The 22,921-nt window shown below is 36.6% G+C and carries 23 protein-coding genes; 7 read left to right on the top strand and 16 right to left on the bottom strand.

Annotated features, from left to right (window positions below; genetic code table 11):
- Positions 1–17: 17 nt before the first annotated feature.
- Positions 18–809: a gluconate 2-dehydrogenase subunit 3 family protein gene (locus tag H624_RS0109785; RefSeq protein ID WP_026867428.1), complete on the bottom strand. Its 792-nt coding sequence runs from the start codon at positions 807–809 to the stop codon at positions 18–20.
- 198 nt (positions 810–1,007) lie between these two features.
- Between H624_RS0109785 and H624_RS0109780 the strand changes: the two genes are divergently transcribed.
- Positions 1,008–1,400: a hypothetical protein gene (locus H624_RS0109780; protein ID WP_026867427.1), complete on the top strand. Its 393-nt coding sequence runs from the start codon at positions 1,008–1,010 to the stop codon at positions 1,398–1,400.
- 18 nt (positions 1,401–1,418) lie between these two features.
- On the opposite strand, the gene H624_RS12265 is transcribed toward H624_RS0109780, so the two are convergent.
- Both H624_RS12265 and H624_RS0109770 read right to left on the bottom strand, forming a co-directional pair.
- The gene (locus tag H624_RS12265; RefSeq protein WP_026867426.1) at positions 1,419–2,195 is read right to left on the bottom strand and encodes a M23 family metallopeptidase; all 777 of its coding nucleotides are present in this window, start codon (positions 2,193–2,195) and stop codon (positions 1,419–1,421) included.
- 104 nt (positions 2,196–2,299) lie between these two features.
- Entirely contained in the window at positions 2,300–3,397 is a 1,098-nt protein-coding gene (locus tag H624_RS0109770; RefSeq protein WP_026867425.1) for an AI-2E family transporter, read from the bottom strand.
- 140 nt (positions 3,398–3,537) lie between these two features.
- Between H624_RS0109770 and H624_RS0109765 the strand changes: the two genes are divergently transcribed.
- Together H624_RS0109765 and H624_RS0109760 are read left to right on the top strand one after the other, a co-directional pair.
- Positions 3,538–4,263 carry an alpha/beta hydrolase gene (locus tag H624_RS0109765; protein WP_026867424.1) on the top strand — a complete coding sequence of 242 codons (726 nt, stop codon included), beginning with the start codon at positions 3,538–3,540 and terminating at the stop codon, positions 4,261–4,263.
- A gap of 66 nt (positions 4,264–4,329) precedes the next feature.
- Positions 4,330–4,839 carry a 2'-5' RNA ligase family protein gene (locus H624_RS0109760; RefSeq protein WP_026867423.1) on the top strand — a complete coding sequence of 170 codons (510 nt, stop codon included), beginning with the start codon at positions 4,330–4,332 and terminating at the stop codon, positions 4,837–4,839.
- A 51-nt stretch (positions 4,840–4,890) separates the two neighbouring features.
- Here the strand turns inward: H624_RS0109760 and fabI are convergent, their stop codons facing one another.
- The 4 genes from fabI to yjbM all read right to left on the bottom strand — a co-directional run bounded on the left by fabI (position 4,891) and on the right by yjbM (position 8,573).
- Positions 4,891–5,658 (bottom strand): enoyl-ACP reductase FabI, encoded by a 768-nt coding sequence (gene fabI / locus H624_RS0109755; RefSeq protein WP_026867422.1) that lies wholly within the window; start codon positions 5,656–5,658, stop codon positions 4,891–4,893.
- Positions 5,659–5,740: 82 nt separating this feature from the next.
- Positions 5,741–7,114, bottom strand: a complete 1,374-nt coding sequence (gene mgtE, locus H624_RS0109750) for a magnesium transporter (protein ID WP_026867421.1) — start codon at positions 7,112–7,114, stop codon at positions 5,741–5,743.
- Between the two features lie 26 nt (positions 7,115–7,140).
- Positions 7,141–7,935, bottom strand: a complete 795-nt coding sequence (locus tag H624_RS0109745; RefSeq protein ID WP_026867420.1) for an NAD kinase — start codon at positions 7,933–7,935, stop codon at positions 7,141–7,143.
- 17 nt (positions 7,936–7,952) lie between these two features.
- Positions 7,953–8,573, bottom strand: coding sequence for a GTP diphosphokinase (gene yjbM, locus H624_RS0109740; protein WP_026867419.1), 621 nt, complete (start codon positions 8,571–8,573; stop codon positions 7,953–7,955).
- Positions 8,574–8,722: 149 nt separating this feature from the next.
- Here yjbM and H624_RS0109735 point away from each other — a divergent pair, with 149 nt between their 5' ends.
- Genes H624_RS0109735 through H624_RS0109725 form a run of 3 tightly spaced genes read left to right on the top strand, consistent with a single transcriptional unit; the run spans position 8,723 to position 10,510 of the window.
- A complete protein-coding gene (locus tag H624_RS0109735) occupies positions 8,723–9,310 on the top strand; it encodes a CYTH domain-containing protein (RefSeq protein ID WP_026867418.1) in 588 nt (195 codons plus the stop codon).
- Positions 9,310–9,678 carry a globin domain-containing protein gene (locus tag H624_RS0109730; protein WP_026867417.1) on the top strand — a complete coding sequence of 123 codons (369 nt, stop codon included), beginning with the start codon at positions 9,310–9,312 and terminating at the stop codon, positions 9,676–9,678. The genes H624_RS0109735 and H624_RS0109730 overlap by 1 nt, the downstream gene beginning before the upstream one ends.
- A gap of 31 nt (positions 9,679–9,709) precedes the next feature.
- On the top strand, positions 9,710–10,510 hold the full coding sequence (locus H624_RS0109725) for a DsbA family protein (protein ID WP_026867416.1): 801 nt from the start codon (positions 9,710–9,712) through the stop codon (positions 10,508–10,510).
- Between the two features lie 358 nt (positions 10,511–10,868).
- Here H624_RS0109725 and pepF read toward each other — a convergent pair whose 3' ends face one another.
- From pepF to spxA, 4 genes are all read right to left on the bottom strand, one after another.
- The gene (gene pepF, locus H624_RS0109720) at positions 10,869–12,674 is read right to left on the bottom strand and encodes an oligoendopeptidase F (protein WP_026867415.1); all 1,806 of its coding nucleotides are present in this window, start codon (positions 12,672–12,674) and stop codon (positions 10,869–10,871) included.
- A 54-nt stretch (positions 12,675–12,728) separates the two neighbouring features.
- Positions 12,729–13,703, bottom strand: coding sequence for a competence protein CoiA (locus H624_RS0109715; protein ID WP_026867414.1), 975 nt, complete (start codon positions 13,701–13,703; stop codon positions 12,729–12,731).
- A gap of 65 nt (positions 13,704–13,768) precedes the next feature.
- Entirely contained in the window at positions 13,769–14,446 is a 678-nt protein-coding gene (gene mecA / locus H624_RS0109710) for an adaptor protein MecA (protein ID WP_026867413.1), read from the bottom strand.
- Between the two features lie 174 nt (positions 14,447–14,620).
- Complete coding sequence (gene spxA, locus H624_RS0109705) at positions 14,621–15,019, bottom strand: transcriptional regulator SpxA (protein ID WP_026867412.1); 399 nt, start codon at positions 15,017–15,019, stop codon at positions 14,621–14,623.
- A gap of 359 nt (positions 15,020–15,378) precedes the next feature.
- On the opposite strand from spxA, the gene trpS reads away from it, so the two are divergent.
- Positions 15,379–16,377, top strand: a complete 999-nt coding sequence (gene trpS / locus H624_RS0109700; RefSeq protein WP_026867411.1) for a tryptophan--tRNA ligase — start codon at positions 15,379–15,381, stop codon at positions 16,375–16,377.
- 150 nt (positions 16,378–16,527) lie between these two features.
- On the opposite strand, the gene fabF is transcribed toward trpS, so the two are convergent.
- The 5 genes from fabF to H624_RS0109675 form a co-directional block, all read right to left on the bottom strand.
- Positions 16,528–17,769: a beta-ketoacyl-ACP synthase II gene (gene fabF / locus H624_RS0109695; RefSeq protein ID WP_026867410.1), complete on the bottom strand. Its 1,242-nt coding sequence runs from the start codon at positions 17,767–17,769 to the stop codon at positions 16,528–16,530.
- On the bottom strand, positions 17,769–18,725 hold the full coding sequence (locus H624_RS0109690; RefSeq protein ID WP_026867409.1) for a beta-ketoacyl-ACP synthase III: 957 nt from the start codon (positions 18,723–18,725) through the stop codon (positions 17,769–17,771). Before H624_RS0109690 ends, fabF begins: the two co-directional genes overlap by 1 nt.
- Positions 18,726–18,852: 127 nt before the next feature.
- A complete protein-coding gene (locus H624_RS0109685) occupies positions 18,853–20,682 on the bottom strand; it encodes an oligopeptide ABC transporter substrate-binding protein (protein WP_026867408.1) in 1,830 nt (609 codons plus the stop codon).
- Between the two features lie 169 nt (positions 20,683–20,851).
- Positions 20,852–21,727, bottom strand: coding sequence for an ABC transporter permease (locus H624_RS0109680; RefSeq protein WP_370545417.1), 876 nt, complete (start codon positions 21,725–21,727; stop codon positions 20,852–20,854).
- A gap of 225 nt (positions 21,728–21,952) precedes the next feature.
- Complete coding sequence (locus H624_RS0109675; RefSeq protein WP_026867406.1) at positions 21,953–22,915, bottom strand: ABC transporter permease; 963 nt, start codon at positions 22,913–22,915, stop codon at positions 21,953–21,955.
- Between the last annotated feature and the right edge of the window lie 6 nt (positions 22,916–22,921).

Genomic DNA, 22,921 nt, shown 5'->3' with positions numbered 1-22,921 from the left:
CTATATATACTTAACTTTTAATGTCCCATACCATATACAGGTAATGGTTCAATTTCATGGAATTCATCATCTTCGATATATTGAATATATGACATTTGATGGCCAGGGAATTGCTTCATCTTCCAGCCTGCCATATCTCTATTTCCTCTATAAACTGGATCTGCATAAGCACCTTCGATTGTGGCTGAGCGCAGCATAGTAAAGAAATAGCTACTTGTTGCTGTATGACTTGGTACATCTAAATCAACATTACCTTCTTGGAAGTCTGTTAAGATTTCATCCATTTGTCCAGCTTCTAAATCAGCAAAGTTTGCATCATGTCTACTGTTTGCTTCTTCATTTAACTTTCTAATACCTAGCATGAAATAGTCTCTTCGATTTAGATTAGATTGATAGCCTTGAGTCGGTAGGGCCTCTTCGAAAGGACCTTGCATGTATTCTTTTGAGTTAAATCCATATTGACCCATTAATTGTCCATCTAAATAGTAAGCACAACCTAGTTCTTCTGCACCTGGTCCTACGTCACTTTCCGGGAAGATTCTTTCCATTGCTGCTGTGACTGTATCAAAATCAGTGTCATTGTGGAAAAACATTCTTGCGTTGTCAGTCGTTCCACCGTTAGACCCTGATGATTCTTCCGAGGCTGTGTCTTCTGAAGTTTGACTCTCAGAACCTGAGGAATCATTTAAGTTAAATCCTACAAGCCCACCTAAAAGTGAACCTCCAATAATTCCACCTGTTGCTGCACCGGTTGTCTTTAAGAAGTCCCGTCTAGAGAATTCTTTTTCACTACCTTTTTTATTCGCCATTTTAATTCCTCCTCAAAATTCATGTACATCACTTAATACTTCTTATTAACAAAATTCTACTCCTCATTTACTGATAAGTCTAGAGTCTTTAAGAAAATAAAATAATTCCAATTTAAGCCATATTGATTAAAAAAATAATGTATAATAAGATTAAATCAATAGATTATTATCTATACTTAAAGAAGGCGGTGAAAATTTATGTCATTTTTTAATCTACTAACGTGGAAAAATAATCATATGGATCTGCGTTACGTCACAGATGAACTGCATGGAAATATTAAAATTAACAAGCTATATGTGGATGGTCGTGATATCGACATGAATAAGGTCAATGAAAAGTATGCTTCAAGACTAATGGATGCACAAAGAAAAATCACTTCTTATAGAATCCTCATGCTCGTATTATTTACTTTAGTCGTATTTATGCCTGCACTTCTACTTAGTGTCATTCAAGCGAATGTTTTACTTATTGGCGGTATCATTGTCTACACAATCGTTGCCTACTTCCTTGTTGAAGCAGTAAACCAAGTCGAAATTAACAAAGTGCTCTATGAAATTGATAACGATGAAGAAATCCATGTACAACACTAAGGTTGTACATGGATTATTTTATTCTTTCCCTTTTGCTGTATTTAAATGTGAAATCTCTCCATATAACTTGGTATCTGTAAAATTGACCTGAGATATTTTTTTACCTGCTGCAATAAACACAGTCTTCTTATTTAAAGTACATCGTAACCACCAGTAGCCATCATTCTCGTATAATTTATCGAAGTAGAACTTCATATTTTTTCTTGTAATTCCTAATCTTTTTGCCTTTACTGAAGGATAATCTCTTATGTTAATTGGATATTTAGTTAAAAATCCACCACTCCAGAGCCAAGCCTGCTTATAAATTTTTGGACTGACATTGATTGCTAGAGGATTAATTCCAGTGCAGACAAAATTTCTTTCCCCCACTATAAACCCATATTTTTGAAATTGGATATGAAGGTGACTCGCCATAGCTACGTTATCGTAATTCGTATTACTCTGATATCCTATAATGTCCCCTTCTTTAACTGACTGGCCTATTTTGACTGAAAGTGGTCGTTTTAGATGACCATAAATCACCTGGTAGCCAAGGTTCTTATTCGCAATCACTACGGTACCACCAAAATTTCCAAAATCACTCGTTCCTGAAGTGACTACACCATCAAAGACTGCGGGTATCGGTGCTCGGTCATATTTAACTAAATCATAGGCTCTGTGGTACCCTCCACAAAATTGATCGTAATTGTAGCCCCTCACAGTGTAATTTCTCAACCCCCAAACACCACTTTGATAACGATTTGGATCAGATGTCACTGTAAAACCCTTATTGATAAGATATGCGATTGGATTCATTTGTTTGCCTCCTTATGTGTTCTATTACTTATATCGTTTGAACAAATAGAAAAGACAAAAAAGCAGGAAAATCTCTATAGAGACCTTCCTGCTTTTTAGTTAAGTTATGCTTTATTTGAGATGTCACTGAGCATTGTATCTTTAAGGTTCTGGCGATATCTCCAAATGTTTTGAATGATTGTTTTAATGACAGCATAGGTTGGAATCGCAACTAAGATTCCTATGAATCCAGCGATATTACCTGCTGCAAGGACAATTGTAATTACAGTTAATGGATGTAGAGCAAGTGACTGTCCCATGACATTCGGTGTTATCAAGTTACTTTCAATTTGTTGAGCCACAAGCGTAATTAGTGATACCCAAATAAACATGATCGGATCTTGGATTAAGGCGAGTAAACCAGCTGGTATAAATGCAACCCAAGGACCAACGAACGGTACGATGTTCATGAATAAGGCAAAAATTGCTAGTAGTAAAGCATAATCAAGACCGATTAGTGTATAACCGATATATAAAATTACACAGAGTATAGATGATACTAGCATCTGACCTTGGATGAATGAACGTAATGTTCTGTCGATGTCATATAAAAGTTCAATTAAGAACTGCTTAAATGTTCCAGAAAATGGTGAAGTAACTGATGGAATAAATTTTTGGTGATCCTTCAGCATAAAGAAGAAGAAGAACGGTCCAAGAACAAGCATCAATAGCACACTCACTGTACTTGAAACAATTGAAATCGCATTTGATACAAAACCACTTAGCATATTCGTACCAACATCTAATGCATCTTGAGTGATCGACTGTAGATCAATATCAAATGGCAAGCGATCTCGTTGACTGAGTAAATAATTTACTGTGTTTTCAACTTCACGTTGTAAAATAGGTAAACGTGAAACTAGATTTTGAATTTGTTCTGTAACCATCGGAATGACGGTTAGAGTTACTATTGCAATAACAATTAAAATAATGATGAATATAGAGAGGATGCTTACCAACCTATTGGCTTTCCTCTTCTCTAGAAATCGCTGTATTGGTTCAGTGATGTAGTATAGCATTCCCCCGATTAATACCGGGAAGAAGATCGTCATAATTATTGTTAAAAACGGCTCAAAAATGACTTGAACCTGCATAATTAATAAGATAATGACAAAAGTAATTATGAGTGCTATACCACTTTGGAACCAAAGTTTTTTAGTCATAAAGCGGCACCTCTAACCTTAGAATGTGTTCATATTGTATCACTGTTATATAATATTTCCTACTAAATTGAAAGCTTAAACTAAATACATGTTATCTTAATACATAAGTTGGTAATATACATGAGTAAGGAGGAAATTTTATGGATAAAACACCGGGAAAAGTTCATACGGTTTCTATCGAGTCTAGTGCTTGTAATGAAACTTTTGATGTACAGTACTACCTACCTAAGTCTTACTCTGACCTTTATAAGTATAATGTCATTATAACATTTGATTCACAAGATTTTTTTAAATATGGTCAGATTGAAAGATTGATTGAAAAACTAGAAAAAACGGAGGAAATTCAGCGCACAATTATTGTAGGCGTACCCTATCCTTCTGTCGAGTGGAGAAAACATTATTTCAATCCTAATGGAGAACACCATGAAAATTTTGTAACATTTGTTGGGCGAGAATTAAATAGTTTTATAGATAATAATTTCTCAACTTTAAAAATGGCAAACTCAAGACTGCTCATGGGTGAAAGTTTAGCAGGTAGCTTTAGTTTATCCACTGCTTTAACTTATCCGAATACCTTTGGCCAAGTGCTTGCCTTCAGTCCATTTGTAGATGACGAATTTATAAACCGTTTCAAAGATAATATGAGTTTAATAAATTTAAATATCTATCATACTATCGGTTTAGAAGAAGATGATTTTACAACCATTATGGGCGAACAAGCTGACTTCTTAACACCGAATAGAAAGTTAAAGGCAGTCCTAGAAGAAGAGCCATTAGAATACGAGTATAAGGAACTCGAAGGTGGGCATATTTGGAAAACTTGGAAGCCAGAATTAAAAAATGTGCTGTTATATTTTTTTCAATAGAAAACGTATACAATTTTTTTCTGAAAGTGATATACTTGAAACATATCGTTTAGGGAGGCATTTTAAATGAAATTTGGAATCGCACTTTTTCCTTCAAAAAAACTTCAAGACACTGTAAACCAATATCGTAAACGCTACGATTCTAGATATGCATATATCGCACCACATATTACAGTAAAAGAAGCTTTCGAAGCTGAAGAACATGAGAAACCGCAGATTGAATCATTTATTAAAAGCGTTGCGGCTCAACACAAACCAACTGAGATCGAGATTAAAAAAGTTTCTAGCTTTGCACCAACAGCTCAAGTAATTTATTTTAAGGTCGAGCCTAACGAAATACTAAATTCTATCCATGAAGCCTTTAATAATGGAGATTTTTATGGTGAAGCAACTCACCCATTTGTCCCACATTTCACATTGGCTCAAGAGGATACGACACAAAAATTCGAAGATGTATATAGTCACCTAAAAATGATTGGTATTGAGCACAGTGAAGTGCTAGATAAGATTAGTCTCTGTGTCCAACTTGACAACGGAATTTGGCATGTTACTGATACATTCAAACTTGGTGAGTAATTTATATATAAAAAATAACCTGGAAATCATTTAAGATTTCCAGGTTATTTTTTATGCCATGATGTGGTAACCACTATCAACATGTACGACTTCACCGGTAATACCACTAGATAAATCGCTAAGTAAGAAGGCAACCGTGTTACCCACTTCAAGTTGATCTACATTACGACGTAATGGTGCACGTTGTTCAATCTCTTTAAGGATTGTTTTAAATTCACCGACAGCTGATGAGCTGAGTGTACGTATTGGTCCAGCAGATACCGCGTTAACACGGAATCCTGACTCACCTAGGTCATAGGCTAAGTAACGAACGTTAGCATCTAAGGCAGCCTTAGCAACACCCATAACGTTATAGTTAGGCATTGCACGCTCTCCACCAAGATAGGTCATTGTAACTAGGCTCCCACCTTCATTCAGGATAGCTTTAGAGTGTTTAGCTACACTTAATAGTGAATATGCACTGATATCTAAGGCAAGTTTGAATCCTTCTCTAGAAGTTTCACTAATGCCACCTTGTAGTTCATCTTTATTTGCGAATGCGATAGCGTGAAGCACACCATCAATTCCACCTGTTTTTTCACCGATTTCCTTGAAAGCTTGTTCGACGTTTTCATCGTTTGATACATCACACTCAACGATGATATCGTGGTCACCTTCTAATTCAGTAAGTAATTTATCAATTTCTTTTCTAAAGCGTTCACCTAAAATAGTGAATACTAACTTTGCACCCATTTTGTCTAGTGCACGTGCAGCACCCCAAGCAATACTTCTCTTGTTGGCAACGCCCATGATTACATATGTTTTACCTGATAAGTCCATTAAGAACTCCTCCTAATTCATCCCTAGTATTAGTACCTACTACTAATCTACATTTTATTAGTACGGAATGCAAGAAATATCACTATAATAAACTTGCCATAAAGACATTTGCTAAAGCAAAGTAAATCAATAAACTTATAATATCGTTCGCTGTGGTAATGAATGGTCCACTTGCAATTGCTGGGTCAATACCCGCTTTGTTCATTACCAACGGTACAATCGTACCGATAATTGTCGCGACTGACATTGACGCGAGCAAACTACCACTTACAATAATCCCCAGTACAGGTTCCTGGTACATCACAATAATAATTAAGAAAATAACGACACCACAAACTAAACCTGTAAGAAAACCTGATCCTAATTCACGTCCGGCGAGCTTCATCTTACTGGATTCTTTAATTTCCCCTGTGGAAATACCACGTATCGCAACAGCGAGTGATTGTGTACCGGTGTTACCAGCCATACCAGAAATTACAGGTATAAAGGCACTTAGGAGTACAACCTTAGCGAGCGTATCTTCAAAGAAAGAAAGCATCCAAGCTGTAATCATACCCATAAAAGTAAGTCCTATAAGCCAAGGCAAACGTTTTTTAGCTGTCATTAATGCCGTGTCCGATGTACTTTCATTATCACTCATACCGGCAAGTCGAGAGTAGTCTTCTCCAGCTTCTTCGTGAATAACGTCCATGATGTCATCGGCTGTGATGATACCGACTAAATGATCTTGGAAATCCACAACTGGTACAGCAAGGAAGTCATAATCTCTCACAATTTGAGCAACTTCTTCTTGGTCATCAGAAATACGAACGGAAACGACACGTTCAGTCATGACATCACCAATGTAATCATCATCATCTGCGACAATCAATTCCCTTAAGGAGATAATACCGACTAAATGATTGTCTTGATCGACTACGAATAGATAGTAAATCATTTCTTTGTCGGGTGCCATTTCTTTGATGTGTTTCATAGCTTCTCTTACTGTCATCAAGGTATTTAAATTGATGATTTCAGTAGTCATGATACCACCGGCGGTATCTTCCTCGTAGTTCATTAAGCCCCTGATTTCTTTAGCATCATCTTTATTCATCAATGATAGATAGGTTGTCATTTTCTCACGAGAGATTTCATTTAAAATATCAACTGCGTTATCGTACTGCATAGCGCCAATGATATGGGCTGCATATCTTGCATCAATTTGGTCAAATAAATCTTCATACTCATCTGGTTCTAACTCCAGGTGATCGAAGAAATCCCCCACTTCTTCAGGGCTTAGGAATTTATAAAGGTTTTGCTGTTCTTCCTCGCTTAAGGTTTGAAAGATTTCACTTTGTTCATAATTGTGAAGATCTGTAAAAAGTTCTCTAAATCCATCTAAGTTCTCTTCACGAAGGTAAACCTCTATTTGTTCTCTTAGTTCTTCAAAATCAATATCCATTTCTTCTCTAGACATCTCTTATACCTACCCTCATTAATTCTTTAAGAAATAAATGAATCATGCACACGTTGCCAAAATGGAAATGGTCTAAAGCGTGCAAATTTTATTTTTTCTTCTGCAACAGAATATTGTATTGACTTTACACCTCGGTGTACGAGATTAATATGGTCAATCGTCATCTGGTATTCTTCACTATTCACTGGCCTTACATTGACAAAATGATGTTTTGGTAAGACAAGCGGTGAGCCCACCGTTCTGAATACCCGATTATTAATAGATGCAATCTCAGTCATTTGAACAGCTTCTATAGATGGATGAATAATTGCCCCACCTAAGGCCTTATTGTATGCAGTAGAACCAGAAGGCGTGGAAATACATAAGCCATCGCCTCTAAATCTTTCAAAATGACGATTTCTAATTTCTACGTCCATGACTAGAGTAGAACCATTCGTCATCCTTAAAGTCGCCTCATTTAGAGCGAGGTACTTAGTTTCCATACCGACTGTCTCATAATGGATTAATACTTCAACCAGTGGATATTCTACAGTTTCAAACTCATCATTCTTTAAAGCGACAATTAAGCGCTCTACTTCATCTTGACCCCAATCTGCATAAAAACCTAAATGTCCAGTATGAACACCGACAAATGATACATCACTGACAATATGTTGGTAGCGATGGAAAGCTTGTAAAAGTGTGCCATCGCCACCGACAGAAATGACAATTTCTGGTGATTCTTCATCGAATACCATATTCATACCAAGCATATAATTCATCATCTTATCAGTCAGTGCGTTTGATTTAGTATCTCCTTTAGAGACAATTGTAAATTTCATAAGGTCACCTGATTTCATTAGATATTCCGCTTTTTAGAAAAATATTTCTGTGCTTCTTGAACTTCTTCTCTGATTTCAGACATTTCTTTATCCAGTAAGTATGCCGCTTCTGCAGCATTCTGCAATCTATTTTTAATTTCAGGAGGATACTCCCCAGAATATTTGTAATTCAATGTATGTTCTATGGTTGCCCAAAAGTTCATCGCTAATGTACGAATTTGAATTTCAGCTAATATTTTAATACGTCCATTCACACTTTCGACTGGGTATTCAATTATTATATGGTAAGAACGATAACCGCTTTCCTTAGTGTTTTCGATATAATCTCTTTCCTCAATAACGCGCATATCGTTTCTCGAGCGAATATGTTCGGTAATCACGTTAATATCATCTACAAACTGACACATGATTCTTATACCTGCGATATCGTACATCTGAGCCCTTAAATTATCATAGGGTATGTTTCTTGTACTGGCTTTTTCGATAATACTTTGCACCGGTTTAACACGTGAAGTGACAAATTCAACAGGTGAAGATTGACTGGTAATCTGATAGTCTTTCCTGATTCCTTTTAACTTAATCTTTAGTTCTTCAACAGCCTGCCTATAGGGCGCTAAAAAAATACTCCATTCTTCCATTCATACCTTCCTCCTTACACCCGTTCATTCATACTTTTCTACTCTAACGGTATTAATTTTACCATATCAAACGAATTCTTCTATATGTAATCTGTTTGCTTTACACCTTAAATATAATTGAGCATAATACTGATTAAGGAGTGATTACTTTGTTTGAGAAAGAAATAGAGTTTAAGAATATACTTCTAGAAGAAGAATATAATAAAATTAGAGCATCACATTTTAACGATGAAACTCCACTTATACTAGATAATTACTATATAGATAATGATAAATTAACACTCATCAACAGCCATTTAATGCTGAGAATCAGAACACAAGACCATAATCAGGTCATGACTTTAAAAGTGCCAGAAAGTGCACATACTGTCTTAGAATATTCTGGGCACGTCAACTTTAATTTATTAGATGATTCACCGCTTAATCAAGATGACATTCCGGCCAACATAAAAGATAAACTAGAAGCTTTAAACATCAGCTTAGAAGGCCTTAGAATTCAAGGTAATTTAAGAACGGAGCGCCTAGAAAAACCATATCGTAGTGGCCTACTCGTCTTGGATAAGGCAGACTACCTCGGCCAAACGGACTATGAGCTGGAATTTGAAGCACCTGATACAGCGAGTGGCCAAGCAGATATTACACATATCCTTAACAAATATGGTATTGTACGACGAGAAGAATCTGTGAAGAGTGCACGTTTTTATGAGGTACTAAAACGTCAGAAAGAGGGAATTTAATGCCTTTAGTCTATAATATTATCGGTCAGGAGAAATTATATGAGATGATTGATGTCTTTTATAATTACGTTAGTAAAGATGACCGCATCAATCATCTCTTCCCGGATGACTTATCAGAAACAGCATATAAACAAAAGCTCTTTCAAACTCAATTTTTAGGGGGACCCAATCTCTACAATGAAACATATGGACATCCGATGATGAGAGCCCGCCACATGCCATTTAAAATCACACCGAAAGCGAGAGAAGCTTGGTTAGAGAATATGAATCAAGCAATTAAAGATGTCGGTATAGATGAAGAAATACGTGAGTATTTAATGGCCCGTTATTCACTAACAGCAAACCACATGGTAAATAGTGAAGACTGATTGAGTGCATATAATATAGAGGTGAAAAAGCGTGAGCAAAAATAATAGTGATGAGCTCTTCTTATTTGAGCAGTCGAATCACTCGGTCGAAATATTTTACTTTTTCGATCCGTTCTCAAATGAATGTATTGCGATGGAGCCGATAGTTAACAAATTACTTATAGAATATCGTGGTCACGTAACAATTAAAAAAATTCTCGCCCCGTCTCTGTCTGTGTTGACTAAATGCCAGGCACAGTCGACTTCTAGTGAGGATAATGTAGCGCTCGCCTATAAAGCTGCAGAAATCCAAGGACGCTCTAAAGCGCGTGCGTTTATACGTTATATCTTTAATCGAATCAATCCATCAAACACAATTTGCAGCAAAGAAATGATAGATGATTGTGCACGTCTATCCGGTATAGATTTATCTACTTTTCATGAAGATTTGCATTCACCCACACTAGATGCGATGTTGAAATATGATTTAGCAGTATTCAGAGAAATGGATATCGAATCCTTGCCTTCAATGGTATTCTTTTCAGGAGATGAGCACACAGAGGGTGTAAAAATTGAAGGCGCCTACCCTTACCATATTTACACATATATTATTAATGAACTGATAGATGTTGAGATTGAGAAGAAACAATTGCCAAGTATTATTGATTATATTCGTGCGCATGAACTTGTTAGTTTTGAAGAACTAAAAACAATTTTTGAATGGCGAGCAGGTTTGTTACTCAATGAATTGAAAAAATTAAGATTGCAGCGACTCATCGAAGAAATAAATGTAGACAGTCAATCTTATTACCAGATTAAATCACCAGTTAAATCCATTAAAACAAAGTCTTAATTCAATATTAAATTTAAATCCCGCTTACTTTGCTCTCAGTAGAGCTTGGTAGGCGGGATTTTTTGTATGTTTTGTATGTATGGAAGATTTTATAGTCTTTTTTGAATTGCTACCCTTCGATTCAATATCCCTCTCCCACATATCAAGGCCGTCTTAAAATTAGACACAAAAAAGCAGTACATCTTCTATAATGTACTGCTCAAACAAAGGGGATGGGAGAAATTTTATACTGTTAACAAAGGGGTATGTTTTTCAGTGATAAAATTTTCATGTGTTTAATATAACACGGTTATTGGGCTCGCACAACATTTTGAACAGTTTTTCACACTTTTGTCATAATGTAAACGAATTCACATAGTTATTGTTTTAATTTATCTAGTAATTCTTCAAATTGATCAAGTTGTGCTTCAAAAACAGCTAGGGCATTTTCAATTGGTTCTGCTGTCGTCATATCGACTCCTGCATTTTTTAGAATCTCAATTGGATAATTTGATGACCCTTTTTTCAGGAATTCGTTAATGTAACGTTCAGCTGTTTCTTGATCACCTTCTAGTACTTGTTTAGATAAACTTGCTGCTGCTGAATAACCAGTTGAATACTGATACACATAATAATTCATATAGAAGTGAGGAATTCTCGCCCACTCTACTGAAATGTAATCATCATAATCTACAGCTTCACCGAAGTATTTCTTGTTGAGATCACCATACACTTCGTTTAACTTACCTGCTGTTAATGGCTCACCTGACTCTTTTAATGTATGGATCTTGTGTTCAAATTCTGCAAACATTGTCTGACGGAACACTGTCCCTCTAAACCCTTCTAACTGCTCATTCAATAAGTAAAGCTTTTGTTTATCATCAGTTAAATTTTTAAACATAAAGTCAGCTAAAAGTGCTTCATTAAATGTACTTGCGACTTCTGCTACAAAGATTGAATAACCACTCATGTTGGCAGGTTGATTTTTTCTTGAATAGTAACTGTGTACTGAATGCCCAAATTCATGTGCTAAAGTAAATAGATTATTCACATTATCTTGCCAGTTCATTAGGATGTATGGATTTGTTCCAAAAGTACCTGATGAGTATGCGCCTGTACGTTTACCTTTATTCTGATAAACGTCGACCCAACGGTTGTTCAAACCTTCTTTAATAATGTCTACATACTCTTCACCTAGTGGGTGTAGGGCATTGACTAACCACTCTTTTGCATTTTCATAAGTCATATCAAAATCAACATCGTCGACTAATGGTACATATAAATCATACATTTTAAGTTGGTCTAGACCTAAGAATTTTTTACGAATCTCTGTATAACGATGTAAAAGATGTAAATTATTATTCACTGTCTCGACTAAGTTATCATATACTGATTCTGGGATATGATTATTTGCTAGAGCTTGGTGACGACTTGATTCATAGCCTCTAATTGACGAGCTAAAGACGTGTGTATTTACTACTCCAGCTAGCGTTTGACTCAAAGTATTTTTGAAAGCATCGTAGGCTGTATATAAGCTCTTATAAGCTGATTCTCTTAAAATACGGTCAGATGACTTGAGTAATTCTATAAAATTACCTTGGCTTAATTCATGTTCGTTACCATCTTTGTCTACAGCAGGCTCAAAAGTAATATCAGCATTGTTAAACATACCGTATACTTGGGTTGGCGTATGCATTACTTCACCAGCTTGTGCCAGTAGCTGTTCTTCTTTGTCGCTTAAAACATAAGGGCGTTGTTTATTTAACTTTTCTAAGTCAAATTTGAATTCATTTAATCGCTCAGATTGAGCATATTCTTTTAGGGTTTCTTCAGGTATTTCCATAATGGCTGGTACTAAGAAGCTCCACGCTGCTGAATATTTAACAGCTAAAGAACGTGCACGACTTTCTAGCGCACTATAAGTATCGTTGGAAGTATCTTGATCATGTTTTAAGTGCGCGTATACAAATACTTTACCGAGCTCTACATCTAATTCCCTTTCAGTTTCTAAAGCATCCGCTAGCTCATCAGCTGAAGAAAATCCATTTTTAAATTTATCTGCTAGATCTAGCTTATTCTCTAAATCTTGATAAGCCTTGTCAAACTCTTCATCAGATTGGAAGATTGTTGTTAAATCCCATGTGTTTTCTAGTTGTTGTTCTTCTCTTGTGATTAATTTCCCCATTGTTAAAACCTCCATAGATTAATACTCCAATTTTCTCAATAATCATAATTTTGTTCAAGCAATATCTTCCGAATCCCGAAAAACTTTTAAGTAGTATCGAACTAGATTTTTAACGATTATATGCTTTTCGAGAATATTCCCATTGGTTCTCAACCTAATAAAATCCATAAAGATTTGAAGATTAAAAGTTCCCCTATTTAAGTGGTAGTGAATATATAGCTTCCATTCAAGCGGTGAATTCAAGATATCTCGCTCATCCAGACACGTCATAATAAACCGTTTTGGAATGTGTTGATGATGGATATCCAATTGATATAGATAAGTCAGAGTTGGATTTAACACAGATTTAGCTGACTTTTCATGGTATAGGATTTTTTTTACCATGCTTTGACTTAGCTTATAGTCATTCGGCCAGTCTACTCTTTGACTATATCCATAAAGGTCTTTAACCTGTATTTTTTCGCTTCTATAAATGAACCGGTTATTACCAACATGATGTCCTATGTGATATATATTGACTGATAAAGACTCAGTATTAATCGTAAACAACTTATGGTCAGTTGTCGTCGCATATTGAAAGTGATTAAGACTTAATAAACACTCGTCTTTCTTCACTTCAGCGTCGTTGATCAGCCAGATGACCTTCATACCTAATTTGTTATAACCCTTTGTCCTTATAGTAACCAAATCCGCACTAATTCGAGATAACTGTATTTCAATGGCGAGTTGATAATTGACAAGGACATCTGGAATCTGTTCAATTTCTTTTAGGTAATATTCCATTGCAGTCGCATATATTTTGTTTAATTCAGTATAAATATCATGTTTTAATTTCAAATGCATTAATGATTCTTTTTTATAGAGATACCGTGTACATTGTAAAATATGTTGGTGAGAAAAATGTGCAACTTTGACTTTACCCGCCTTCAGCCTTACCGGTGCTTCACAGACAGGACAAAAATAAGATTCATTTTTAACAGCTTGGTGGGCAAACACTTGACTACCATATTCATCTTGAGCTAAAAACATAAAAAAACCTCCTTATCCTATATATAGGAAATAAGGAGGGGAAATCTTTTTTTCAGACAAGTTAATTATTTTTCTTGAAAATAACGTCTAACTTGAGCTCTAACATTATTACTCATTATAATTTTACCGTATTCTTCCAGATATGCACTTGCAATTTGTGTAGGCTCGCTATATTCTAGCAGCTTTGTCTCAATACCTTCCATGTGATCAAAATGCGTTCTGTAGTCGAAGTACATTTGGTAATAATATCTACCGTCCAACACATAGAGTAGATCTTCATATGTTGTTTCATCATGTTCAGTTTCATGCGTGTATTTAATCAAGTCTTCAAAGTCTCTAAAACGTACAGTTAATGGCTCTGAAATGACTGGTACATCTAATTCTCTATTTGGTTGTACTTGAGGCGGTCTATCCTGGGTGGATTTGTCAATATAAGATTCGAGATCACGATTTTCAAAATTCATTGAATAAGACTCCATACCGTATGAATCTTGCTCTTGTTGAGATTTAGATACAACGACTTCTATTCCTTTGTCAAAAGCATGTACTTGAATCCATAATGGTCCATCCATGGAAAAATCTTCAGTCTGTTCACTGTTTACTTCGTCCATAATTGTCCAAAAGAATTCCTCTCCACGTTGGCGGTTCATCCAAAGATCTTCCTTGTTAAAACCTCGACTCTCAATGTCTGTATACGTTAGAAAGAACTTAATGGTCGAGTCGTTCACTCTTTCAATCCTCATTTTGCTCACTCCCTTACCATCATTTCTGCTTATTATACTAGGGTTCCATTCATATTACCAAACTTTAGATTTGTCTTTCTATTATAAGTGAAAAAACCTGTAGATGGCAAATCATCTACAGGTCAATCGGACTTTGTACATATATCAAATTATTGTATTACTTATCTATTATTCTTAAAGTTCTGCTAAGCGTTTCGCTTCAATTAAGTGAAGCGTTCTAATGCTTCTTGGTAAAAATCTTCTAATTTCATCTTCATTGTAGCCTACTTGCAGACGTTTCTCATCCATAATAATTGGACGTCTAAGCAATCCAGGGTTTTCCATAATCAAAGTATAGAGTTCTTTCATTGGGAGGCTATCGATATCTACATTCAATTTTTGGAAAGTTTTAGAGCGAGTTGAGATAATTTCTTCAGTCCCATACTCAGTCATTCTTAAAATAGATTTAACTTCGTCTAAAGTTAAAGGCTCAGAAAATACATTGCGCTCAGTATAAGGAATATCATTTTCCTGGAGCCATGCTTTTGCCTTACGACATGACGTACAACTTGGAGAAGTAAATAATACTACCATGTAACTCACACTCCAATTTTATATTTTAACAAGAGTCTATACCCATAAACAGTCGATACTAAACTTAAGTGAAGTGAAGTATGTATCTTGTACTGCCGTCTCTTGTTGACAATTCTTAGTATAGAGGTCGAACATTAAAATAAAATGAGAATATTGTAATAATCTAAAAAATTATTTATTAATTTTTGTAAACCCTACCAATATTAATTTATTAAGCTTACCTCTTACTTACTTATTGTAACATCAATAATGGTCAAAGTATATAGGTAATTTGATTGACTTTTATCGTGTGGACTAATTGCAAGAGATGTAAAAGAGTATTACTATTATATTATTAACTAAATAATGAAGGTGAAGACATGAAAACATTATTCTCAGGCGTTCAACCGAGTGGAATTCCGACAATCGGTAACTATATCGGAGCTTATAAACAATTCGTAGAATTACAAGATCAATATGATTCTTACTTCTGTATTGTTGATCAACATGCTATTACTGTTCCACAAGATCGCTTAAAACTTCGTGAGAACTCAAGAAAACTTGCGGCAATTTACTTAGCAAGTGGATTAGACCCGGAAAAAATTACACTATTCATTCAAAGTGAAGTCTCAGCCCATGCTAAGGCTGCATGGATGCTACAATGTGTATCATATATTGGTGAGTTAGAACGAATGACTCAGTTTAAAGATAAGGCACGTAAACAGAATCAGCGTGATGGTATATCAGTCGGTCTACTCACATATCCGCCTTTAATGGCTGGTGACATTTTACTATATAAAGCAGATGTCGTCCCAGTTGGTGAAGACCAAACACAGCACATTGAATATACAAGAAACGTTGCAGAGCGCTTCAATTCAAAATTCAATGATATCTTTACCCTACCCGACATTAAATTACCTAAGGTCGGCGGTAGAATTATGAGCCTAAATGAACCAACTAAGAAGATGAGTAAGAGTGATGATAATCAAAAATCATTCATTACCTTATTAGATGACCCTGCTCAAGCGGCTAAGAAGATTCGTTCTGCAGTAACAGATTCAGGCAGTGAAATTAAGTACGATAAAGAAAACAAGCCCGGTATTTCAAACTTACTTACAATTTATAGTTCATTAACTGACCGCAGTATTGAAGCACTAGAATCTCAATATGAAGGGTCAAGCTATGGTGAATTCAAAAAAGACTTAGGTGAAGTTGTCCAGGAATTCTTAACAGGCTTCCAAGAAAAATATAACTACTATTTAAATAGTGAAGAACTAGATAACATTTTAGATGCAGGCCGTGACAAAGCTGCCTTTAAAGCGGATAAGATGATCGAAAAAATGGAACGTGCCATGGGCTTAGGAAGAAAAAGAAGATAATAGGATTTATGAAGCGGGCTGGATATTTAATCCAGCCTTTTTTTGTGATTGATGATGGAAGGTGTGCTTCGTTTTCTGTTCGAAGCTGGGCTCATTAACCTACGATACAAAAAAAGACTGAACCCCTTAAAAGGGATTCAGTCCATAATATTATGCCTCATACTTTTTGAATACTAAGGAAGCGTTGTGTCCACCAAACCCTAGGCTGTTTGACACTGCGTACTTAAGGTCCGCTTCTACGGCAGTGTTTGGAACATAGTTTAAGTCACATTCAGGTGCTGGATTCGTTAGATTAATTGTCGGGTGAACTTTACCTTCTTTAAGGCTCATCGCCGTAATGATAGCTTCCATGCCACCTGCACCACCAAGCATATGTCCTGTCATTGACTTAGTTGAGCTGATTAGTAAATTATCCGCATGTTCTTCAAATACTGTACGGATCGCTAATGTTTCAAATTCATCATTATAAGGTGTACTTGTACCGTGTGCATTAATGTATTGAACTTCATTTGGTTCAATACCTGCATCTTTAAGTGCTTCCTTCATGGCTCTCGCACCACCTTCTCCATTTGGTGCTGGTGCTGTGATATGGTGAGCATCTCCTGTAGATCCGTAACCAACAATCTCAGCGTAGATTGTTGCACCACGTGCAATTGCATGTTCTAATTCTTCAATCACAATGACACCTGAACCTTCAGCCATTACAAAGCCATCTCTATCTTTAGAAAATGGACGTGACGCGTAATTAGGATCATTTGAAGACGATAAAGCGCGGTTCGCTTGGAACCCTGCGACACCCATATTTGTAATAGGCGCTTCGGAACCACCTGTAATCATCACATCAGCTTGACCACGTTCTATAAACTTAAATGCGTCGCCGATTGAGTTTGTACCTGTCGCACATGCCGTAACAGTTGCACCATTAGGCCCTTTTGCACCTAGACGAATTGATACTTGTCCACTTGCCATATCCGGGATCATCATCGGTACGAAGAACGGGCTTACGCGTCTTGGTCCTTTTGTTGTTAAGGCAATAAAGCCATCTTCAAGTGACTGTATCCCCCCAATACCTGAACCAATCCAAACACCGACACGTTCACTATTGTCGTCATTGATAACTAAACCGGAATCTGTCACAGCTTCATCTGCTGCAATAATTGCAAATTGAGTAAACTTATCCATACGACGTGCTTCTTTTTTATCGATAAAATCTTCTATATTTAGGTTCTTTACTTCACCAGCAATATTGACATTGAATTGTTCAGTATCAATATTCGTTATTTCTGCTATACCATTTTTACCAGCTAAAGCATTAGTCCAAGTTTCTTTAGCTGTATTCCCTATCGGTGTTACTGCACCAAGTCCAGTGATAACAACCCTTCTTTTACTCATTAAGAGTCCTCCTTCTTTTTACCCCATGTTAAACATACTGCTCCCCAAGTTAATCCACCGCCAAAGCCAACAAGTACGATATTGTCTCCTGGCTTAATACGATTTCTCTTCACTTCGTAATCGATACTAAGTGGAATGGATGCCGCTGAAGTATTTCCGTATTTATCTACAGTTACACTCATTTTATCATAAGGAAGGTTCATGCGTTCTCTAGCGGCATTCATTATGCGAATATTTGCCTGATGAGGGATTAACATGTCAATATCATCCTTATTCAGACCAGCCTGTTCTGTTACATTCACACTCGACTCACCCATTTGTCGTACCGCGAATTTAAACACTTCACGACCATTCATTCGTATGTAGCCACCCTCTCGGTCGCCGTATAAGTATTTCCCACCAGAACCTTTACTACCTAGTTCAAATGATTTAATACCAAGTCCTTCATCTACTTCACCCACAACTGCAGCACCAGCACCATCACCGAATAGGACTGCTGTTGAACGATCTGTAAAATCAGTGATTTTAGTCAGCTTATCAACACCTACAACAAGGATTTTTTTATATCTTCCTGATTTAACGAACATTTCAGCTGTCGCTAGACCATAAATAAATCCAGAGCAAGCTGCAAGCTGGTCGACTGATGGTATGTTTTTAAGTTCTAATTTTTCTTGTAAGATATTTGCTACAGAGGGAAATCTATGTTCTCCTGTAGACGTCGCAACGATAACAAAATCGATTTCGTCCTTGTCCACACCGGAGTCCTCAATTGCATTTTTCGCAGCATAAAAAGCCATTTCACTCGTTTCCATGTCTTCAGCGAAACGTCTTTCTTCAATACCTGTCATTTCTCTAATCCATTCATCAGAAGTATCAAGAATTTTTTCGAAATCAAAGTTCGTAAAAACCTTTTCTGGTGCATATGAACCAATGCCGAGAATGCCTACATTTGTCATTATATTCACACCTTATAATCTCATTATATTACTAGGTACTAATTTATCATATTTTGACAAGTGATTCAATTTATTTATACGTAAAAAACACTCACACATCAAATGATGTGTGAGTGCACGATAAGCCTTATTCAGTTTCTTCAACACCAACACGGTACCAAAGTAGGTCCTCATTGTACTCGTAATCTTCAGAGTAATTGATTACTCTTTCGTTTACAGGTACAACAAACGCACGGTAAAGCGTTGGAATTACAGGAATATCTTGAGCCATTAACTCAGCCCATTCATTGTAAATTTCTTTTCTACGCTCAGTATCAAGTGCTTCTTCTGAGTTACCTTGTTCTAATAAAGCAGTTGATTCTTCAGATTCATATCTAGTGTAGTTAAATGGAGCAGTTGGTCCATATAAACCTGATGGATCGACGTCAGAACCTACACCCCAAGCACCTTGGTAGATATCAATTTCTGGGTCATCGTTTTCAACCATGTCGTAGAATGAGTTAAACTCGATTAGACGACCATTTGTTAAGACAACGTTTAAGCCAACTTCTCTCCAAGATTGGATGTAGTAGTTTGCTAATGGTTCAGCGATGTCTCCACCAGACATAGAGGCAAATTTGATTTCTAATGGCTCACCGTCTGGATCTTCACGTAAACCGTCACCGTCTGTATCTTCGTAACCTGCTTCATCCAAGATGCGGTTCGCTTCTTCTGGATCATAACTAGGTACTTCGATTTCTTCATGCCAGTTAGCGTGATATGGAGTAATTAGAGATGATGCTTTCCAACGTAAGCCGTTGTAGAAACGTTCTCCAACTGTGTCATTATCAATAGCGTGCCACATAGCACGACGTAATTCTACGTCACCCATCTTCATTTCCTCTGGCTTGTAGTCTACTTTACCTTCATCAGCATTCCAAGAACCAAGTTTGAATCCGATGTAAGTGTATGATCCCTCAACATTTGATAACCATTCTACCCCTTCCATTTCTGCAACATCTGGGTATTGGTCAGTCGGGAAATTAATAGCATAATCAATTTCTCCAGATTCCATAGCGCTGGCAACAGAAGATGTCGCTACTACACGAGCATTAACTGCTTCAAGTCCTGGCTCACCTCGCCAGTAATCTTCAAATTTAGACATTGAGATTGATTCACCAGATACGATTGAATCCACTTTATATGGTCCAATACCGATTGGGTTCTCACGAGTTTGTGGAGCTTCCGGCATCTCTGCTACTTCAACACCTTCATAGTGATGTGTAGGAAAAGCATATGCCCAGAAACCACCAGCAGTTAGTGATGGAGCGAGTTCTTTATATGTGAATACCGCAGTTTGTTCGTCAACAATTTCAATACCAGAAATTTCATCTGCCTCACCAGCTTTATACTCATCAAAACCTTCAATTAATGTGAATCCATCAGTAGATCCACGAACACCATCGTAATCTGGGTGTCCAATTACTTCATATGAGGAAACATAATCCTGAATTGTTACAGGTTCCCCATCATGCCATTTTACACCATCGTTTAAAGTAAAAGTAACTGTATTGTCATCTTCATTCACTTCATATTGCATTGCACCATCATTTGTATATTGGAAATCTGCGTCCATTGTAAGTAATGGTTCATCAAATAATGAAATCATTTCAAAATCTGGATTTCCATTATAGAAGTTAAAGTTTAAGGTTCCTTCAAAAGGTGTATCTGAAGCTAATGCAACATTTAAAGTACCTTCACCTGATGGTTCTCCTGTATTAGATACGGTTTTAGGGAAATCTTCATAGTTGTAGATTTCGCCTCCCCCTTCAGCTGTTTCACCTTCAGAAGATGCATCGTCTCCTGACTCTTCGTCAGCAGTTTCTTCTTCAGATGAACCGCCTCCACATGCTGCAAGCGCTAATACTAACGCTAACATCATGAGGAATAAAAGCCTTGACCAAGAAATTTTAGTCATTGTTCTTCCTCCTTTGTTTGATTCTGTTGATATATATACAAAGCTCAGACCCTGAACTTATGTATCGAAGTAAATGTAAAGCCTTTGTAATTTTCTTAATATTCATATTAGCATAATTACTCATACTTACAATGAAATTTTTAGAAAATTGTGTTATTTTTATAAATTTTTATGCATTACGCTGTCTGGCATCTCCTGCACGTCTAAGTGCTTCACCAATGTTTCTTACACACAACATTAATACTAAGATTAATATTGCTGCAGGTGCCCAAATCCACCATCTGTTCTGTAAAGTTTGTGTTTGAATGGCATAAGCCATTAAAGTACCTAATGATGGTGTCGTTTCAGGGAAACCGAAGCCAATGAATGATAAGCCTGACTCGATTCCGATATTTGCTGCAAGAGATAATGTGCCGTTAACAATGATAAGACCTACTAAGTTCGGCATCACCTGTTTAAAGATGATCTTAATATGTGAACTTCCTAATGTTCTCGATGCATTTACATAGTCCAATTCTCTTTCTTGCATTGCAACAGAACGAATCAGTCTAGCAGTACCAGTCCATAGGAACGCTGCCATAATGAGTGAGAATGTCCAAATATCATATGATGGCACGATTGTAACGAAAACAACGATGATCATAAGGAATGGTAATACCATAAAGAAGTCAACAACACGCATCATTGCGTTATCGATATGGCCACCAAAATATCCTGATACAACGCCGTAGACAATACCGAAGCCAACACTCAAGATAGTAACTAAAGCCCCAATTGCAAGTGAGTTTCTAGTACCAATAATCAATTGACCAAAAATATCACGACCACCATAATCTGTACCTAGTCTGAACGTGTCGTTAGGTGGCTGATTGATTGCAAATAGGTCAACTTTTACAATTTCTGAATGGTTCAAGAACATTGTTAAACCAAAAACATATGATGTAATTATCACAAGTATAATCAGTGAGAATAACGCTAATTTGTCGGAGATGACCTCTTCAAATAGAATTCTCCAACCGGGTTTACTCTTCGGTAGATTCTTCATATCTGATGCACCGTGACCCATAACGCCGTGTGGGAGATCAGCTTTGACGCTCATATCAAGCTCTCTGGATTCACTAGTATGTTGATTATCATCAAAATCAAAGCCGTCCCGCGCTTTGGTCGGGGTGTGGTCTTTATTATCCATATCTTCATCAAATTCATATGCTTTTGAATCATCTTTTAAATTTTTATTTTCTTTATTATTATTCGACATTTACACCCCTCCTTACTTAATACGGATACGTGGATCCACGATACTCAAGATAATATCTGACAGTAATGCACCGAGAATGGATAGCATACCAAAAACTAAAATCAAGACGTTCGCGACTGAGAAGTCACGGATTGAAATTGACTCTAGGAATAGACGTCCCATACCTGGATAACCATAGATGGTCTCAATGAATAATGATCCACCTAATAGTGAAGTAATTTCGTACCCAAAAAATGCTGCAATTGGTAAGATAGAGTTTCTAAAGATATGTTTCGTATATACTTTACCTTCGGAAACACCTTTAGCACGTGCAAGTGTTACGAAGTCTTTTTGCTTCGTTTCAATAATTCCACTCCTTAGGTACTGAACCGTTCCGACTAAACCGATTAAAGCAATTGAGAAACTCGGTAGTACTAGGTGTTGGAATTTACTTATTACATATTCTAAAGTACCTGGTGTGACACCCACTCCAACCGATCCACCTGTTGGGAACCAACCAAGTGTATAGCCAAATACAAGTAGCATCACTAAACCGAAAATAAATGTCGGTGTCGCAAAACCTAAGTAAGTATAGCCTGTAATCGCACTGTCTAGTAATGAGTCATTCCAACGACCAGACACTAGACCAAGTGGAATACCAATCAAGTAAATTAGCACTGAAGAAAAAAGTCCGAGCCATATAGTATTCATCATTCTATCTCCAATAACATCTAGAACAGGCTGTTGTTTAAAGAATGATTGCCCGAAGTCCCCCTGTAACATTGCTAAAACCCAATCTCTATATTGGATGTACCATGGATTATTTAATCCCATCTGTTCACGAAGTCTTTCAATTTGTTCAATTGGTACCGTTGGATCAATTAGGCCACTCAATGCATCCCCCGGCATTAATGATCCTAAGAAGAAAACCAAAATACTTAATAATATTATTTGCGGTAATGAAATAATTAAGCGTCGAATTGTAAATTTAATCATTCAGCC

This window comes from Jeotgalicoccus marinus DSM 19772 (genome assembly GCF_000425825.1).
Lineage (GTDB): Bacteria > Bacillota > Bacilli > Staphylococcales > Salinicoccaceae > Jeotgalicoccus > Jeotgalicoccus marinus.
The sequence above is the reverse complement of the archived record's forward strand: the minus strand, read 5'-3'. Positions and strand labels throughout refer to the sequence as shown.

What these genes read in the sequence shown, in the direction of transcription:
- H624_RS0109760 (WP_026867423.1), top strand. Translation starts at nt 4,330, where the DNA reads ATGAAATTTGGAATCGCACTTTTTCCTTCAAAAAAACTTCAAGACACT.
- trpS (WP_026867411.1), top strand. Translation starts at nt 15,379, where the DNA reads ATGAAAACATTATTCTCAGGCGTTCAACCGAGTGGAATTCCGACAATC.
- H624_RS0109745 (WP_026867420.1), bottom strand. Translation starts at nt 7,935, where the DNA reads ATGAAATTTACAATTGTCTCTAAAGGAGATACTAAATCAAACGCACTG.
- H624_RS0109770 (WP_026867425.1), bottom strand. Translation starts at nt 3,397, where the DNA reads ATGACTAAAAAACTTTGGTTCCAAAGTGGTATAGCACTCATAATTACT.
- yjbM (WP_026867419.1), bottom strand. Translation starts at nt 8,573, where the DNA reads ATGGAAGAATGGAGTATTTTTTTAGCGCCCTATAGGCAGGCTGTTGAA.
- H624_RS0109675 (WP_026867406.1), bottom strand. Translation starts at nt 22,915, where the DNA reads ATGATTAAATTTACAATTCGACGCTTAATTATTTCATTACCGCAAATA.
- fabI (WP_026867422.1), bottom strand. Translation starts at nt 5,658, where the DNA reads ATGGACTTATCAGGTAAAACATATGTAATCATGGGCGTTGCCAACAAG.
- pepF (WP_026867415.1), bottom strand. Translation starts at nt 12,674, where the DNA reads ATGGGGAAATTAATCACAAGAGAAGAACAACAACTAGAAAACACATGG.
- H624_RS0109785 (WP_026867428.1), bottom strand. Translation starts at nt 809, where the DNA reads ATGGCGAATAAAAAAGGTAGTGAAAAAGAATTCTCTAGACGGGACTTC.
- spxA (WP_026867412.1), bottom strand. Translation starts at nt 15,019, where the DNA reads ATGGTAGTATTATTTACTTCTCCAAGTTGTACGTCATGTCGTAAGGCA.
- H624_RS0109685 (WP_026867408.1), bottom strand. Translation starts at nt 20,682, where the DNA reads ATGACTAAAATTTCTTGGTCAAGGCTTTTATTCCTCATGATGTTAGCG.
- H624_RS0109765 (WP_026867424.1), top strand. Translation starts at nt 3,538, where the DNA reads ATGGATAAAACACCGGGAAAAGTTCATACGGTTTCTATCGAGTCTAGT.
- H624_RS0109690 (WP_026867409.1), bottom strand. Translation starts at nt 18,725, where the DNA reads ATGACAAATGTAGGCATTCTCGGCATTGGTTCATATGCACCAGAAAAG.
- H624_RS0109730 (WP_026867417.1), top strand. Translation starts at nt 9,310, where the DNA reads ATGCCTTTAGTCTATAATATTATCGGTCAGGAGAAATTATATGAGATG.
- H624_RS0109680 (WP_370545417.1), bottom strand. Translation starts at nt 21,727, where the DNA reads ATGAAGAATCTACCGAAGAGTAAACCCGGTTGGAGAATTCTATTTGAA.
- H624_RS0109780 (WP_026867427.1), top strand. Translation starts at nt 1,008, where the DNA reads ATGTCATTTTTTAATCTACTAACGTGGAAAAATAATCATATGGATCTG.
- H624_RS12265 (WP_026867426.1), bottom strand. Translation starts at nt 2,195, where the DNA reads ATGAATCCAATCGCATATCTTATCAATAAGGGTTTTACAGTGACATCT.
- mgtE (WP_026867421.1), bottom strand. Translation starts at nt 7,114, where the DNA reads ATGTCTAGAGAAGAAATGGATATTGATTTTGAAGAACTAAGAGAACAA.
- H624_RS0109715 (WP_026867414.1), bottom strand. Translation starts at nt 13,703, where the DNA reads ATGTTTTTAGCTCAAGATGAATATGGTAGTCAAGTGTTTGCCCACCAA.
- mecA (WP_026867413.1), bottom strand. Translation starts at nt 14,446, where the DNA reads ATGAGGATTGAAAGAGTGAACGACTCGACCATTAAGTTCTTTCTAACG.
- fabF (WP_026867410.1), bottom strand. Translation starts at nt 17,769, where the DNA reads ATGAGTAAAAGAAGGGTTGTTATCACTGGACTTGGTGCAGTAACACCG.